Consider the following 15,777-nt stretch of genomic DNA (forward strand, 5'->3'; position numbering starts at 1 on the left):
TTGAGCGATTCCCTGCGCCAAAGCCCGTCCGCCGGCGGGTTGGGGAGAGACGACGACCCCACGGATCGAGTAAGTACCGGCATCCGCGCGAACGAGCGGAGCGAGCGAGCGCGGTTCACCGGTCCGAGCGGAGCGAGGACCGGCCTTTTTCACCCATGTTTTTGCGCCGAGTGGTGCGCGAAGCGCACCCGAGGCGGAAAAAGATGGTTCGGTAGCCTTATACGCCGCAGGGGCCGATACCCACTACATTACTGATGTCGGGAACACATCGACAACCGGAGGTGAACATCGGACTGGTCGGCCACGTGGACCACGGGAAGACGACCCTGGTCCAGGCGCTCTCGGGCCAGTGGACCGACCAGCACTCCGAGGAGATGAAGCGGGGCATCTCCATTCGCCTCGGGTACGCGGACGCGACGTTCCGGCGGATACCGGGTGTGGACCCGCCGGAGTGTTTCACGGTCGAGGAGGAGGTCGACGGCGAGGAGACGGAGTTCATTCGTACGGTCTCGTTCGTCGACGCACCGGGCCACGAGACGCTGATGGCGACGATGCTCTCGGGGGCGGCCATCATGGACGGCGCGGTGCTGGTGATCGGCGCGAACGAGCCGGTGCCCCAGGCCCAGACCGAGGAGCACCTCATGGCCCTCGACATCATCGGCATCGACAACATCGTCATCGCGCAGAACAAGATCGACCTCGTCGCGGACGCCGAGGAGGCCCGCGAGAACAAGCGCGAGATCGAGGAGTTCATCGAGGGGACCGTCGCCGAGGGCGCGCCTATCGTCCCGGTGTCGGCCCAGCAGGAGGTCAACGTCGACCTGCTCATCGCCGCCATCGAGGAGGAGATCCCGACGCCCGAGCGCGACCCGGACGCCGACGCGCGGCTCCAGGTCGCCCGCTCGTTCGACATCAACCGCCCCGGCACCACCCAGGCCGATCTGCGGGGCGGGGTCGTCGGCGGATCGCTCAGCCGTGGGCGGCTGGAGGTCGACGACGAGATCGAGATACGGCCCGGCCGCCAGGAGGAGGACGACGGACCCTACGAGCCCGTCTCGACCACCGTGCGGTCGCTCCAGGCCGGGAGCCAGTCGGTCGACTCGGTCCGGCCGGGCGGGCTCGTCGGCGTCGGGACGGGTCTCGACCCCTCGGTGACGAAGGGCGACGCCCTCGCCGGGCAGATCGCCGGGCCGCCGGGGACGCTCCCCGAGGTCCTCGACTCGTTCACGATGTCGGTCGACCTGCTCGATCGCGTCGTCGGCGAGGGGGCCGACGAGGTCGAGGAGGTCACGACCGGCGAGCCGCTGATGCTCACGGTCGGCACCGCCACGACGGTCGGCGCGGTGACCTCCGCACGGTCCGGCGAGGCGGAGGTGAGGCTGAAGCGACCGGTGTGTGCGGACCCCGGCGCGAAGATCGCCATCAATCGTCGCGTGGGGTCGCGCTGGCGGCTCATCGGCGTCGGGACCCTGGAGTGACGTGAGGTGACACGCGTGGTGCTCGACACGAACGCGCTGATGATGCCGGTCGAACTCGGCGTGCGGACGTTCGACGAACTCGATCGCCTGCTGGGGCGCGGAGAGTACGAGGCCCTGGTCCCGGAGGCCGTGCTCGCGGAGCTCGACTCGCTCTCGGCAGGGGCGGGTGAGGAGGGCGTCGCCGCGAGCGTCGGGGCCGACCTGGCCCGCCGCCACGAGGTCGTCGCACACGAGGCCGGGTACGCCGACGACGCCGTGATCGAGGTCGCGACCACGCACGACTGTGACTACGCGGTGACGAACGACGGCCCCCTGCGGAGCCGGCTACAGGACGCGGCGGTCCCCGTAATCTGTTTACGCGGGCGAAACAAACTCGACGTAACTCGACCATAATGTACAAGCGTGCACGACTGCGTGACACCGTGGAGGTCCCCCCGGAGTACCTCGACAACGTCACCCCGGAACTGGTGAAACGGCTGCTACAGGAGAAACTGGAGGGGCGGATGGACGAGGAGGTCGGCTCCGTCGTCTCCGTCGCGGAGGTACACGACATCGGCGACGGCGCGGTCCTCCCCAATCGCCCCGGCGTCTACTACGAGGCGGAGTTCGACGCCATCACGTTCGACCCACAGATGCAGGAGGTCGTCGACGGCGAGGTCGTCGAGGTGGTGAACTTCGGCGCGTTCGTCGGCATCGGTCCCGTCGACGGCCTGCTCCACGTCTCGCAGATCTCCAACGAATACCTCGCGTTCGACGAGGAGAACCAGCGGCTCGCCTCGCGCGACTCGAACGACGCGCTCGGCGTCGGCGACTCCGTCCGGACGCGGATCGTCACCAAGAGCGTCGACGAGCGCAACCCGCGGGACTCGAAGATCGGCCTGACGGCGAAACAGCCCGGCCTCGGCAAGCACGAGTGGCTCGAGGCCGACCGACGACGCCGCGAGGCGCAGGCGGGGGATTAGATGGCGAACCGACTCGTCTGCCGGGAGTGCCACCGCGTCCTCGAGGTCAGCGAGGGCGACCAGTGTCCCGTCTGCGGATCGAACTCGCTGACCGAGGACTGGGCGGGATACGTCATCATCGCCCACCCCGAGGACAGCGAGATCGCCCGGGAGATGGAGGTCGACGAGCCCGGCAAGTACGCGCTGAAGGTCCGGTAGCGTGACTGGCGATACGGGATCAGGATCAGGATCGGGATCGCCGACGGACACGGAGGGCGATCCGGGCGCGGGATCGACCCCCGCGGACGCGGGGGTGGAGACCGACCCGGACGTCCTGCTCGCGCTCCCGCGGGCGCTCCGCGGGGAGCTGAAGGACCCCCTCGGGCCGATCTACACCGACGCGGACGAGCTGCTCGCGGACGCGGGCGGACCCGTCGTGACCGTCGGCGACGTCGTCACGTACCACCTCCTCCGGGCCGGCCGCCGCCCGGACGTCGCGCTCGTCGACGGGAAGACCAAGCGCGACCCCGTCGACGAGGCCGTCTGGGAGGCCATCGACGGGTTCGGCCACCGAGTGGAGGTGTCGAACCCCGCCGCCACACTCTCGGCGGCACTCCTCGACGCGCTCCGGGCGGCGCTCGATCGAGCCGGGGGCGGCGGCGCAGAGACGACCGTGATCGTCGTCGACGGCGAGGAGGACCTCGCGGCGCTGCCGGCGGTGCTCGCCGCCCCCGACGGCGCGAGCGTCGTCTACGGCCAGCCCGACGAGGGGATGGTCCTCGCGGCGGTGACCGACGAGCACCGGGCGACGGTCCGTGATCTACTGGAGCGGATGGACGGGGACGCGATGCGCGCGTTCGACGTCCTCGGCGTCGACTGATTCCTCGGCGTCGACTGAGACGGGATCGATCCGAACCGGTCGATCCCGGTCTATCTTCGGCGCGGGGCTTTTCTCGGCTCGCCGTCTACCCGACGTCGTGCGCGAGTTCCCGTTCGAGCTGGCCCTGTGTGCCCACCTCGAATCCGCGGAGGAGGCCGTCGTGGGCAGACAGCTCGGGGGGAGCGTCGGGGGGACGCGCGTCATCGACGTGGCGCTCGTCTACCCCGGACCGGCGTTCGAAGAGCGGGCGGCGATCACCGCCGAGACCATCCCTGCCGCCGCGATCGAGGCCGACGTCGGCGTGGGCGAGGCCCGTCCGCTGCGCGAGGCGTTCCCGGACACGAGCCGCGAGTGGGCCAGGAAGACCGTCGAGACGGCGGTCGGGGTGGGCTTCTTCGAGCACGAGCGCCGCGGCGGCCGCGAGTACGTCCGACAGACGGTCCGGTACCCCGACTGGTTCGACCGGATCGTCGGCGTGGAGAACAAGCCCGACCTCGATCGCCCGGGCGATCTCGAACTCCAGCTCCGCAAGGACGTCTCGCTGGGGCTGCTCGACGAGGTGGTGCTGGCGACGGCCTCGCACGTCACCGGTGCGCACCTGAACCGTATCCCGGAGGAGGTGGGGGTCTGGCGGTTCGACCCCGAGACGGGCGAGCGACGCGTGATCCGCGAGCCGACGGCACTCGACTCGACGGGACCGGGGATCGACGTGCTCGATACGTTCCCCGCACGGACGGACGTACGACCCGCTACGGGGGCAGAGAAGGCCCGGAAGCGCCGTCGTCTCGCCGAGCGGGCCTACGGGAAGGGGTGGCGGATCCCCGCCGAGTCGTTCCCGGGTTGTGCGCGGTGTACGGTCGGCGAGCGCTTCGATGCGGGGGCGCTCCCCGAGTGTACCTGGAAGGGTCGCCTGATCGACCCCGCCCGGGAGTGTGGCCCGTCGTGTCCGGAGTACGAGTCGGCCGACCCGCCGATCGCCGACGTCACCGGTGCCCGGGCGCGGGGTTCGATCTGGGAGGCCGACCCGGCCGGTCGCGTCCGTCGACAGTCCGGGCTCGGCCGCTTCCTCGAGTAGCGGACCGGGCGAGCGGAAGCGACGGAAGACGTATGTCGGACCGTATCGTCCCCCGACCGTGTCCCCTCTCTCCCTCCGTCCGACCCGCGGGCACGTCCTCCCCGCGCTCGTCGTCCTGTTCCCGGCCGAGTGGTTCGTCCTCCGATCGGTCGGGACGGCGGCGGTGCGCGACGGTCCGGTCCCGGTCGGTGAACTGGTCGTCGGCTCGCTTCTCGCCCTCGTCGCGGCGTACGTCGCGAGCGTCGTCGCGGTGAGCGTGGCCCGGACCCGGAACTCGGGCGGGGTCGTCGGTACGGCGCTCAACCCCTCCGACCGGACGCTCGCGGTGCTCGGCGTCGTTCTCGCCGGCGCTGGGAGCTACCTCCTCGCCTCGCTGTTCGTCACGGTGACCGGCCCCCTCGGGACGGGACTCGCGGCCGTCGGCCTCCTGTTCGGCCTGCCGCTCGTCCTCACGTACACCGCGAGCGTGGCCGTCACGAACGCCCTGGGCGTCGGCGGGATCGGCACGATCGCCGTCGTCGTCGGCCTCGCGGCGAGCGCGCTCTGGACGTTCGGACTGGCCGTCGTCGTCGGGGACCTCCTCGGTCGTCTCGGGGGGAGCGAGCGGGCCGACGCGGACGGCCGGCGGGACGGGCGAACGAGATAGGGAAGACTCATACGCGACGACCGGCGACGGGTGGACATGCGAGGAGAGGTCCGCCGGTTCGCCGCGGCCGTCTGCTGTCTCGCGCTCGCGCTCACCGGGAGTCTCGCCTACGCGGGTACGACGGGTGTCGCGGCGCAGTCGGGGGACGCGCCGAACCCCTGCGTCGGGACGATGGAGCAGCCCGCCGACGGCACCACGCTCGTCTCGATCCAGGGGGTGAGGTTCGTCGAGGGCGAGGGGTTCACCAAGCCACCGGGGATGATGGTCGCGTTCGGCCCCGAAGGCGAGTTCCAGTACGCCTTCAACGGCTCCGCCCGCGGGCGCTGGTGGGTGTACGACGTCGATCCGCTTCCGAACGGGAACATCCTGCTGGCCTCGACCGAGCCCGGCGTCTCCGTGGCTCAGGAGATCGATCCCAGCACCGGGGAGAACGTCTGGCTGAAGCGATTCGACGGGCACAACGGGGGCGAGTCCGGCTTCCACCCGGAGAACGTCACCGACGCCCACGACATCGACATCATCAACGACGAGGAGCTCCTGATCGCCGACAAGGGGACCGGTCACCACCGGCTCCTGATCTACAACCGCACGATCGAGTCGGTCACCTGGGAGTGGCGCTTCGCCAACCACACCGACGAGTTCCCGAAATCCGGCGGCGGCCCCTACGAGCAGGACTGGACGCACGTCAACGACGTGGACAAGGTGGGCCCCGGGAAGTACATGGCGTCGGTCCGGAACTTCGACCGGGTGGTCGTCGTCGACCGGGAGTCGAAGGCCATCGAGCTCTCGCTCGGGAGCGACGACGACTATCGGTTCATGAACGAGCAGCACAACCCGCAGTACCTGGAGACCGAGTCGGGCGAGCCGACGATACTCATCGCCGACTCGCTGAACGACCGGGTCGTCGAGTGGACGCGCCAGGACGGCGAGTGGGTCATGACCTGGGAACTGGTCGGCGGCGGCCTCGACGAGCCACGGGACGCCGACCGGCTGCCCAACGGAAACACGCTCGTCGTCGACCGGAAGGGCCACCGGACGATGGAGGTCGCTCCCAACGGCACGGTGGTGTGGGAGGTCTACACGCCGTGGCAGCCCTACGACGCCGAGCGCGCCCGGATCGGGGACGAGCCCGGCGGACCGACGAGCGTCGATATGGGGACGGACGAGTCGGTCGAGCTGACGAACTCGGCGGGCTACGACACCGAGCGTATCGAGGCGTGCGGGCAGGCGCTCCGGGAGTTCGCCCCCTCGGGGAGCGGCGGCGTGCTCGGGTTCCTCGGCGGGTCGGAGGAGGGCGGTGGCTTCGACTACCAGGGGCCGAACTCGACGGACGGCGGGAACGAGGACGACGGGTTCGACGGAACGGACACGAGCCCCACCGAGTCGTCGTCCGGCGTGCCGACCTCGCTGATGGTCGTCGGCCTGATCGTACTGCTCGTCGTCGTGGCCGGATCGGTCCTGCTCGTCCGGCGGGAGTAGGACGGCTGGCCCCCGCCCCGCGGCGGCTACAGTTCGTACCGCTCGCCGTCGACGGCCATGTCCTCCTGGAAGGACTCCTCGGCCGGTGGGAAGTGCGACAGGTGGACGATCCGGTGATCGGCCGCGTCGAGGTCAGCCGCGAGGTCGCGCGCGCCCTCGAACGTCATGTGTTTCGTCCCGAACGTCCTCGGTACGCCGTCCTCGCGTTCGTGTCTACCGCCGAGCGGGTGGTACTCACAGAGGTGTGCCGGGACGATGCCGTCGGCGAGGAGGAGGTCGGGATCGGAGAGTAGCCTGCGGGACTCCTCGGGGATGCCGTAGCTCGTATCGCCCGACAACGAGAGCACGCCCCCGGTGTCGGGATCCTCGATTCGAGCCCCGTAGCAGACGAGCGGCGGGTGGTCGACGGGGACGAGCGTCACCTCGAGGCCGGCGGCCTCGAACGGCTCGAACGGCGACTGTGAGACGGGCGTGACCGCGTCGAGGTAGTCGTACTTGCGGTCGATCGTCCCGCGGACCGACTCGCCGGTCTCGGGGTCGGTCTCGTCGGCGGCGTGTACCGAGACGTCCGAGAGCAGTCGATAGGCGTTTCCGAGGCCGTCGAGGTGATCGAAGTGGATGTGGGTGATCAGTATCTCGTCGGGGAGGTCGACCCCCTCGCGGAGGAACTGGTAGCGAAAGTCCGGGCTGGCGTCGACGAGCAGCGACTCGTCCGTCCGCTCGTTGCGGACGTGGACGGAGAAGCGAGTCCGCTCGACGCCGCGTTCGCGGGCCTCGGTACAGGTGTCACAGTCGCACCCGACCGTCGGCGTCCCGGTCGTGTCGCCGGTACCCAGCAGGGTGACCTCCATCGTGGTGGCTCTGGTGGGGCGGCCGCCTAAACCCCGCGGTCGCCGGCGGCCGGTTCACGCATCCGCAACCCGTACGGGGTCGCCGACGCCGAGCGTCCCGCCGCGGTCGGCCTCGACGACGCTGGCGATGATCGTCAGGGTGTAGTAGTGGTCGAACGCCCCCGGGTCGGCCCACTCGGGGAACGTCGCCTCCCGACGGCTGACGAACCGCTCTCGGAACTCCGGGGTCGGCTCGCCGGTATCGGGGTCGCGCTCGGGCACCACACACCGTCCACAGGGCGTGACGCCCTCGAATCGGAGGTCACCGGCGACGAACGACGGCGCGTCGGGACCGACGAAGCGGTCCTCCCAGAACGCGGGGACGCCACCGATCTCGACGTTCGTCCGGAGCCGTCGCCGCGCCCCCTCGACGGTCACGTCCTCGAACCACGAGGCGACGGCCTCGAGCGTCGCGGTGCTGACGACGGAGGGGCCCATCTCCCGACGGTCGACGAACCCCAGGGACCGATCCCGCTGCAGCGTCAGGTCGGCGTCGAAGAACCCGGCGAACCACTCGGCCGCCCGGTCGCGCTCGGCGTCGAGGTCGAACCGGCGTCGCTCCTCTCCGGCTTCGACCGTCAGTTCCCCCGTCGACGTCTCGTACCCCGTCCGCAGGTCGTGGACGCGGTCGGTCCGCTTCCCGTTCACGACCTCGCCCGCGGCGTCGAACAGCGCGAACTCCCGATCGTGCTCGACGGTCCCGCCATCGAGTATCCGCGCTCGCTCGAGGTCGATGCCGTCGAGTCCCTTCACCGGATACACGGTGATCCGTTCGACGTGTCCCATCGTGACGACTCCACACCCGGGCCGGGTATAGGTCTGTCCGCCCCGGGCGCTGCGTCGCCGGACGAGGGCATCCACCCGAAACGTTCGTGGTCGATCGAGGAGGGAACCGCCGTTCGCTATTCCGGGGTCTCACTGCGGTCGGCTTCGCTGCTCGCGGGTCGCTACTCACGGCTCACTCCGTTCGCCGTTCGTATTTTCGAGGTCCCGGTCGCTCAGGCGGACTCGCTACACGCGTCCGCCACGGCCCTCGTTCGCTAGCGCTCACGAGGACTCCGCTCCCTACGACCTCGCTGCTCGCGGGTCGCTCCGCTCCCCGCTCGCTATCCCGAGGCCTCCCTTCGGTCGGCCTCGCTACTCCTCCACTCCGGCGTTCTCGGTCGCCGAGTTGGGCATCGGCTCCCCCCGGAGCCCGGCGAGGATGTTGTCGGCGGTCATGACCGCCATCTCGGTCCGGGTCTCCACGGAGGCGCTCCCGATGTGGGGCGCGATAGTGAGCTTCTCGGGAGCGTAGTCGAGCAGCGAGTGGTCGGCGGGGAGCGGCTCGGGGTCGGTCACGTCGAGCGCGGCGTGGCGTATCCGGTCCTCCTCGAGCGCCGCTTCGAGCGCGTCGGTGTCCACCACCTCGCCGCGCGCGGTGTTGACGAGGACCGCATCCTCGCCCATCAGGTCGAGTTCGTGCTCGCCGATCAGCCCCGCCGTCTCGTCGTCGAGCGGGACGTGGAGCGAGACGTAGTCCGACCGTTCGAGCAGGTCGTCGAGTTCGCAGAACTCGGCGTCGATACCGTACTCGGCGAGTTCGGCCTCGCACTCCTCCTTCGGTTCCGTGGCCGTGTAGCAGACGTCCATGTCGAAGCCGGCGGCCCGGCGGGCGAACGCGGTACCGATGCTCCCGAGGCCGACGACCCCGAGGGTGGCGTCGAAGACGTCGCGGCCGAGCAGGATCTTCGGCCCCCAGGTCTCCCACTCGCCGTCGTGGACGTAGTGGTCGGCCTCGGTCACCCGGCGGGCGGCGGCCATCAGGAGCGCCCACCCGAAGTCGGCGGTCGTCTCCGAGAGGACGCCGGGAGTGTAGCCGACGGGGATGTCGCGCTCGGCGGCGGCTTCGAGGTCGACGTGGTCGTAGCCGACCGACATGGTCCCGACGACCTCGAGCGCGGGCGAGGCGTCGAGCACCTCGGCGTCGACGACGTCGGAGACGGTACAGAACAGCGCCGCCGCCTCGCACTCGGCCAGCTCCTCGACGAGCGTGTCGTGGGGCGGGGCGGTCTTCTCCTCCCAGACGACCACTTCGCACTCCTCCTCGAGCCGGTCGATCCCTTCCTGTGGTACGTCGCGGGTCAGGTAGACGGTCTGCCGACCTGTCATTCGTGGTCGGGTCGACGCTCGCCGTCAATACTCTTGTGGTCGTCGCTCGTCGTCGCTCGTCACCACTCGTCGTCCTCGTCGACACCTCACTCGGGACTGGGCTGCCGGTCGTGTTACGTAAAGCGTCGATTGTAGTGCCGCACGGCGGTTAGTGAGCCCACGCCCCGATCGACCATCGATCCCACCGATCCACCGAGCGCCCTCGATTCGGCGGGGTGAACGGACTGAGCCGGACAGTGACAGAATCGAGCGGGAAAACGGTACACCAGTAACTCCTGAAATTCGCCCCACTCCCGGCGGTTTCTGCTCCGATCGACACGATCCTGCACACCCGGAACAAGTACTAAGTGAGTCTGTAATCGTATTTAGTACGAAAAATGACACCGGGAGAAAATATTGGGCCCGTCGGGCGGAGGCGGATCCTCCGTACCCTCGGGAGAGCGGGTGCTGGTGTCGGCATCGCCAACACGGGAGCGGCGGATCGAGTGGGAGACGGCGACGCCGCAAGCGGCCTGTTCCACGCTCTCGGGATCGTGAGCACCGATGCGCGGGGCGTCGACGAGGAGGCAATAGACCAACACGGAGCGCGGAACGCCGACGGGCGGAGCGATCTCGGGAGCCAGCAGCAGTCGGGGTGGAACCACTTCTTCAGCAACGGGCTGGACGACCTGATTCCGGATACCGCGGCGAACGGCGGCGGCTACATGATGGTCTACCACGACGAGGAGCGCGTGAAGAGCGTAGACCCGGCGGGGGAGGAGAGATGGAAGAAATCGTACGAGACGGAACTGGGCGCTGTGCTCCCGATAAGCGAGACGAACGGTGGGGGATACCTGCTCGTCCCCGGCTCGGAACTCGTACGCCTGGGGCAAGATGGGTCGACACAGTGGCGGCGGTCATACGAGAGCGAGGACTGGGAACGAAATATCGACTCAATCATCGAGGCAGGATCGAACGGGTTCCTGGTCGGAGGCAACGCATACCCAGACGACCTTGTCGGCGTGACCTGGGTGGCGAAAATAAACGGAGACGGCGCGATAACGTGGGAACTCAAGGAGTACCTCGTCGATGAACCCCCAACGGAGGGGGCCGCTCCGTGGGCATACGATGTTCACAGGGCGGAGGGCGGCGGCTATCTGATAGAAGTCAGGGGAATCTCCGATCGTTCGTTGGTCAAGCTTGACGAAAGCGGAGCGATCGAGTGGAACCTCGGTTATCAGGAGATTAACAGCAGAATCTACGTGACGGACGAGGGCTCGATCATCGTGGTCGAGGGATCCAGTCTGATGAGAGTAACCGGCGAGGGCACGATACAGTGGACGAAGGAGGTCGATTTCGATAACTATCACAATCAGATCCTGGAGGGCGAAAACGGGTTCCTCGTCGCGGGGTGGCGTTCCTACGGGGAGGAGTACATCCTGGAGATGATCGGGGGCGAGGGGAGACAGCGGTGGTGGCGGAGCTACGACCAGCGCTACACGATCGGGCACGGGAAGCCGGACGGCTACGTCCTCTTCGGGGACGACACCGTACGGAAGATAAGCGCGGCCGGAGCGAACGAGTGGGAACGGCCGCTCTACACCCCCACCGACATCGAGCACCTCTCCCATCTGGACGGCGGGGGGTATCTCCTCGGTGGTGGCAGTGGACCGAGCTGGGTTGCGATGCGGGAGAACTTCGCCGGCGGCCTCGCGGTGCTGCCGGACGTCGACGGGGACGGCAACCCCTCCCAGGATCCGGACGGTGACGGCCGCTTCGAGGACGTCAACGGGGACGGGAGCACGGACGTCGGTGACGCCCAGGCATTGTACAACAACCGCAACACCATGGCGATCAAGATCAACCGCGAGCTGTACGACTTCAACGACGACGGGGCGGTGAACGTGGGGGACGCCCAGGCGCTGTTCGCCGAGGTCACCGAGGAGGACTGACCGATCGGCGGGCAGGATGGCCGAGAGGTCGTAAACCGGCCCCGTTCCCGTGGACCGGGATCCGCGACGCGAACCTACCCCAAAGGTGAGGCAGTAGCCCGGGGCACCGGCCGAGGGACCCGAAACGGCCGAGACGGTTCGTCGTGCTCGCGTTCCTCGACCGTGCGGGCGCAGGGCGGCGTTCCCGGGACCACCTATAGTAGCGTTTGGAACCGATGACACACTCCGGACGGGGACGGTCCCCATCCGTAAATAAAGACTTCCAAACGCTACTATAGCGGGGTGGAGAGTCCGTTCGAGCGGTACACGCTTCCCTCGTACCTGCACGTGCCGACCGTCGAGCGGATGGCGGCGAGCGCCTCGATGCGCTGGTGTGAGCGGCGAACGGCCGACCCCGAGCTCCGCTGGCGCCACTCGTGATCGGGGACCGGGGTCACGTCGAGGGTGTCTCCGGGGTGACTGTCGACGCGAGTCGGGACGCAACCCGAAGGGTCCGTCCGAGTGCGCACCGATCGTGTCTGGTCGAGCGCTGATCGGGCCGTACTCCGGCAGTTTGCGTGCCCGAGTTCCGAATGATCGATGCGCGTTCGAACCGCCGAACGCCGGCGATCCGGTGGGGTGAACGAACCAGCCCGACCGCTATTGGAGACGAGCCGAAAAGCGGCGAACCAGTACCCCCGGAGAGTTCGCTCTCCGCCCGGCGATCTCAGCTCAAGTTAACACCACCGGACTCCCGAGGCCAAAGTTTAACCGCCGGTTGAGCGCACCGGGGTACCAGGAACATGACCTACCAGCCCGAATCCGTCTGGGAGTTCAGCATCGCCGACAACGTCACCTTCGGGGTCGGTGCGGTCGAGGAGGTCTCGGACGTCGTCGCCGAGCGCGACGCGTCGTCCGTCCTCGTCGTCACCGACGCGGGCGTCGCCGACGCCGGCATCCTCGACACCGTCGTCGAGGCGCTCGGCGACGTCGAGTGTTCGGTCTTCGACGGGGTCGAACCCGACCCGTCGCTCCCCGTGTTCGAGGAGGCGGTCGAGGTCGCCGAGGAGGCCGACCCCGACGCCATCGTCGGTGTGGGGGGCGGCAGTTCGATGGACGTCGCGAAGACCACGAGCGTCGTCTGCGAGCACGGCGGGTCGGTCCTCGACTACGTGGCCCCGCCGACGGGCGGGGGTGAGCCGGTCCCGGGGCCCGGAATCCCGACGGTGTGTCTCCCGACGACGTCCGGGACGGGCTCCGAGACCTCGCCCGTGTCGGTCATCTCGCTCCCCGACGAGGATCTGAAGGTGGGGATCTCGAGCCCCCACCAGCGCCCCGACGTCGCGCTCGTCGACCCCGGGCTCACGGTGACCCTGCCGCCGGGCCCCACCGCCTCCTCGGGGATGGACGCCCTCTCGCACGCCATCGAGGCGTACACCACCCGGCGCTACGACGCGAAGCCGACCCCCGACTCCCGGGCGGAGCGGCCCGACTACAACGGCCGGTCGATCCTCACCGACCAGTTCGCCCACCGTGCGATCGAACTCGTCGGGAACAACCTCCGCGACGCCGTCGACAACGGGAACGACCTGGAGGCGCGCCGCCGGATGGCCCTCGGAAGCTTCATGGCGGGGGCGGCGTTCACCAACGCCGGCCTCGGGGCGACCCACGCCATCGCGATGGCCGCGGGGGCGATCCACCACACCCCGCACGGCGTGACGATCGCGCTCGCGCTCCCGGACGTGATGCGGTACAACGCGACGAGCGCGCCGGATCGGTACGCCGAGATCGCCCGGCTGCTCGGCGAGGACCTGACGGCCACGGGGAGACACGAGGCGGCCGAGGCCGCGGCCCGCGGCGTCGAGCGGCTCGCCGCCGACGTCGGCATCGACGGCGGTCTCGCCTCGCTCGGCCTCGAATCGGAAGACGTGGGGCACGTCGCCGAGCGGGCGAGCAAGCTCGAACGGCTGACCGTCGGCAACCCGCGACGGATCGGGCGGGAGGAGCTCGAGACGATCATTCGGGACGCGCTCTGAGGGACCTCGCTGGTGGGCAGGTAGTCTCGTCGATGCGGGTCGTCCGGAGACTGATGTCCGGAGAGTGACGGAGAGAGAGCGATCCGGCTACAGGGACGGGAGAAGGGACCGGACTACCCGTCCTGTGCCTTGGCCTCGACGCCCTCGGAGTCGCCGTGGTCGTGGTCGTGACCGTCGTGGTCGTGATCGTGGTCGTGACCGTCCCCGTCCGAACTCCCGGGGCTCCCGCGCCAGTTGTCGAAGTCCTCCATGTTCTTCAGGTTGTCACGCTCCTCGAACCCCTCGACGGCCCGCCGGAGGTCCTCCTGGGTGAGCGTCGTCCGCTCCTCGGTCAGCGCGTCGAGCACGGCCTCGCGGAGGACGAGCCGGAGGTCGCTCCCGGTGAGCCCCTCGGTGATGTCGGCGAGTTCCTGGGCGTCGAACCCGTCGATGGTCATCCGTCGGGTGACGACCTCGAGGATCTCGGCGCGCATCCCCGCGTCGGGCTTCGGGAAGTTGACGATCTCGTCGAACCGCCGCCAGGCCGCCGCGTCGAGCTGGTCGGGGTGGTTCGTCGCGCCGATCAGCAGCACCTCGTCCTGGATGAGCGAGATCTCGTCGATGGATTTGAGGAGGGTGTTCACCGCGCGCTTGATAGCGGCGTGCTCGTCGCTCGCACGGGTCTTCGCGACGAAGTCGAACTCGTCCATGAAGAGGATACAGGGGGAGAGCCGCTTGGCGACCTCGAACGTCTTGTCGACGTTCTTGGCCGTCTCGCCGAGGTACTGGCTGGTGATCATCGAGAGCTTGACCTCGACGAACGGGAGTTCGAGTTCGCGGGCGAGCGCCCGCGCGACGCTCGTCTTCCCCGTTCCGGGCGGGCCGACGAACAGGAGCTTGCCGATCTCGCGGAGGCCGATCTCCGCGAGGTAGTCGCGGTGCTCGATGGCCTTGACGACCTTCTGGATCTCCCCCTCCTGGTCGGCGGTGAGCACGAGGTCGTCCATCGTCATCTCGACCTCGCCGGGCGCGCGCACCTCGACGAGGTCGAGCATCTCCTCGTCGTCCTCGTCGAACATCTCCTCCAGCAGCGAGTCGATCCAGACGCGGTCGGCGTGGATTGGCCGGTTCGCCGCGCGGGCGCGCTCGTAGTCGACGTCGACCTCGTCGCCGAGCGCGAACGCGAGCGTCGGGTTCTCGAAGATCCGGTCGGCGTCGGCCCGCTGGAGGTACCACTGGACGGCCATCTCGCGGTCGGTGAGCTCGATGGTGCCGGAGAAGTCGTCACGGTCGGTGAACATGAGCCCCGAGACCGCCTCCCAGGGGCGGTCGATACCGGTCGCGGCGGCGGCCGTGTTCCCCGTCGTCGCCAGGGGTCGTTCGACCTCCCCGTCCGACCAGAAGACCCGGCGGTACTGCGGCGGGAGGTCACGCTCGTCAAGCTGCGTGTACTCTGAGTAGAACTCCGTCGTCAGGAGGAACTCGACGACGGTGAGCTCGGGACTGCTCATTCCCGGGGAGCTACGGGCGGCGGGGCGATAAGACCTTCGAGACGTCGGCCGGCGAATCGCGAGAGAACGGATCGAGAGTACGGCCGCGGTGGCGTCCACGAGCGGCGCGAGCGAGTGTCGTACAGCGGCCTGGCGGGGAGGTCGCGGTGCTGGAGTCGCTACGTGATTCTCCCGCGGCGAGGGATGCGAGGCTGACCGAAGGGAAGCCTCGACGGTGAACGGTGAGCGAGAGCGGAACGCGACCACAGGGAGCGTCCCGGACGGGCGATCGGGGAACGGAGTGACCCGCGAACAGAGCGAGCCGTGAACGACCACGCCGGCCGGACCGGCACGGGACCGAGCCGCGCTTTTTCCCATGTTTTTGTCCGACCGAGGGCCGTCAGGCCCGAGGGAGGTTCAAAAAGTGGTCAGCGGTCCTCGTAGGCGAGGTTCATGACCCACCCGGTGAACCGGTCGTTGTGCGGGTTCACCTCCTCGTCGCCGATGAAGGGGCTGAGCCTGTCGCCCGCCATCAGCAGCCCGAAGTCGAGGTCCATCGGGTCCAGCACCGGCTCGATGTAGTAGGTGTTGTGGCCCTCGTAGACGGTCTCCTCGCGCTCGATCAGCCCCTTCTCCGCCAGGGATTCGAGGATGCGGCTCCCCTTCCGGGAGTCGACCCCCAGCTCCTTCCAGAAGTCGCTCTGGTGGATGCCGTCCTGGCGACGGATGAGTTCCACTCCCGCGCGTTCGTCCTCCGAGAGGTCGTCGCCGGTGTCCTCGCCCGTGCTCATCACCCGGATGTGGGAGTGCGACCCGGATAAA

General features: G+C 68.9%; 16 protein-coding genes. 11 read left to right on the forward strand and 5 right to left on the reverse strand.

The window, feature by feature from the left end:
* Nucleotides 1–254: 254 nt before the first annotated feature.
* The 8 genes from WDJ58_RS01590 to WDJ58_RS01625 all read left to right on the forward strand — a co-directional run bounded on the left by WDJ58_RS01590 (nt 255) and on the right by WDJ58_RS01625 (nt 6,499).
* The gene (locus WDJ58_RS01590; protein WP_338915875.1) at nt 255–1,478 is read left to right on the forward strand and encodes a translation initiation factor IF-2 subunit gamma; all 1,224 of its coding nucleotides are present in this window, start codon (nt 255–257) and stop codon (nt 1,476–1,478) included.
* Between the two features lie 6 nt (nt 1,479–1,484).
* Entirely contained in the window at nt 1,485–1,871 is a 387-nt protein-coding gene (locus WDJ58_RS01595; protein WP_338915876.1) for a twitching motility protein PilT, read from the forward strand.
* The gene (locus tag WDJ58_RS01600) at nt 1,871–2,440 is read left to right on the forward strand and encodes a DNA-directed RNA polymerase (protein WP_338915877.1); all 570 of its coding nucleotides are present in this window, start codon (nt 1,871–1,873) and stop codon (nt 2,438–2,440) included. Before WDJ58_RS01595 ends, WDJ58_RS01600 begins: the two co-directional genes overlap by 1 nt.
* Nucleotides 2,441–2,638, forward strand: a complete 198-nt coding sequence (gene spt4 / locus WDJ58_RS01605; protein ID WP_338915878.1) for a transcription elongation factor subunit Spt4 — start codon at nt 2,441–2,443, stop codon at nt 2,636–2,638.
* Between the two features lie 94 nt (nt 2,639–2,732).
* The gene (locus tag WDJ58_RS01610; protein WP_338917903.1) at nt 2,733–3,299 is read left to right on the forward strand and encodes a GTP-dependent dephospho-CoA kinase family protein; all 567 of its coding nucleotides are present in this window, start codon (nt 2,733–2,735) and stop codon (nt 3,297–3,299) included.
* A 97-nt stretch (nt 3,300–3,396) separates the two neighbouring features.
* Nucleotides 3,397–4,374: a DUF5787 family protein gene (locus WDJ58_RS01615; RefSeq protein ID WP_338915879.1), complete on the forward strand. Its 978-nt coding sequence runs from the start codon at nt 3,397–3,399 to the stop codon at nt 4,372–4,374.
* Between the two features lie 58 nt (nt 4,375–4,432).
* Nucleotides 4,433–5,020: a hypothetical protein gene (locus WDJ58_RS01620; RefSeq protein WP_338915880.1), complete on the forward strand. Its 588-nt coding sequence runs from the start codon at nt 4,433–4,435 to the stop codon at nt 5,018–5,020.
* Nucleotides 5,021–5,056: 36 nt separating this feature from the next.
* Nucleotides 5,057–6,499: a hypothetical protein gene (locus tag WDJ58_RS01625; RefSeq protein WP_338915881.1), complete on the forward strand. Its 1,443-nt coding sequence runs from the start codon at nt 5,057–5,059 to the stop codon at nt 6,497–6,499.
* Between the two features lie 26 nt (nt 6,500–6,525).
* Here the strand turns inward: WDJ58_RS01625 and WDJ58_RS01630 are convergent, their stop codons facing one another.
* The 3 genes from WDJ58_RS01630 to WDJ58_RS01640 all read right to left on the reverse strand — a co-directional run bounded on the left by WDJ58_RS01630 (nt 6,526) and on the right by WDJ58_RS01640 (nt 9,540).
* Nucleotides 6,526–7,350: an MBL fold metallo-hydrolase gene (locus WDJ58_RS01630; RefSeq protein WP_338915882.1), complete on the reverse strand. Its 825-nt coding sequence runs from the start codon at nt 7,348–7,350 to the stop codon at nt 6,526–6,528.
* A 54-nt stretch (nt 7,351–7,404) separates the two neighbouring features.
* Entirely contained in the window at nt 7,405–8,175 is a 771-nt protein-coding gene (locus tag WDJ58_RS01635; protein ID WP_338915883.1) for an MOSC domain-containing protein, read from the reverse strand.
* A gap of 351 nt (nt 8,176–8,526) precedes the next feature.
* Complete coding sequence (locus tag WDJ58_RS01640; RefSeq protein WP_338915884.1) at nt 8,527–9,540, reverse strand: 2-hydroxyacid dehydrogenase; 1,014 nt, start codon at nt 9,538–9,540, stop codon at nt 8,527–8,529.
* Nucleotides 9,541–10,025: 485 nt separating this feature from the next.
* Between WDJ58_RS01640 and WDJ58_RS01645 the strand changes: the two genes are divergently transcribed.
* The 3 genes from WDJ58_RS01645 (at nt 10,026) to WDJ58_RS01655 (ending at nt 13,486) form a co-directional block, all read left to right on the forward strand.
* Nucleotides 10,026–11,471 (forward strand): dockerin type I domain-containing protein, encoded by a 1,446-nt coding sequence (locus WDJ58_RS01645; protein ID WP_338915885.1) that lies wholly within the window; start codon nt 10,026–10,028, stop codon nt 11,469–11,471.
* Nucleotides 11,472–11,753: 282 nt separating this feature from the next.
* Entirely contained in the window at nt 11,754–11,891 is a 138-nt protein-coding gene (locus WDJ58_RS01650; protein ID WP_338915886.1) for a hypothetical protein, read from the forward strand.
* 362 nt (nt 11,892–12,253) lie between these two features.
* Nucleotides 12,254–13,486 (forward strand): hydroxyacid-oxoacid transhydrogenase, encoded by a 1,233-nt coding sequence (locus WDJ58_RS01655; protein WP_338915887.1) that lies wholly within the window; start codon nt 12,254–12,256, stop codon nt 13,484–13,486.
* Nucleotides 13,487–13,599: 113 nt separating this feature from the next.
* Here the strand turns inward: WDJ58_RS01655 and WDJ58_RS01660 are convergent, their stop codons facing one another.
* Together WDJ58_RS01660 and WDJ58_RS01665 are read right to left on the reverse strand one after the other, a co-directional pair.
* Entirely contained in the window at nt 13,600–14,976 is a 1,377-nt protein-coding gene (locus tag WDJ58_RS01660; protein ID WP_338915888.1) for an ATP-binding protein, read from the reverse strand.
* A 407-nt stretch (nt 14,977–15,383) separates the two neighbouring features.
* Nucleotides 15,384–15,746: a helix-turn-helix transcriptional regulator gene (locus WDJ58_RS01665; protein ID WP_338915889.1), complete on the reverse strand. Its 363-nt coding sequence runs from the start codon at nt 15,744–15,746 to the stop codon at nt 15,384–15,386.
* Between the last annotated feature and the right edge of the window lie 31 nt (nt 15,747–15,777).

The organism is Salinirubellus litoreus, from assembly GCF_037335815.1.
Classification (GTDB): Archaea; Halobacteriota; Halobacteria; order Halobacteriales; family Haloarculaceae; genus Salinirubellus; species Salinirubellus litoreus.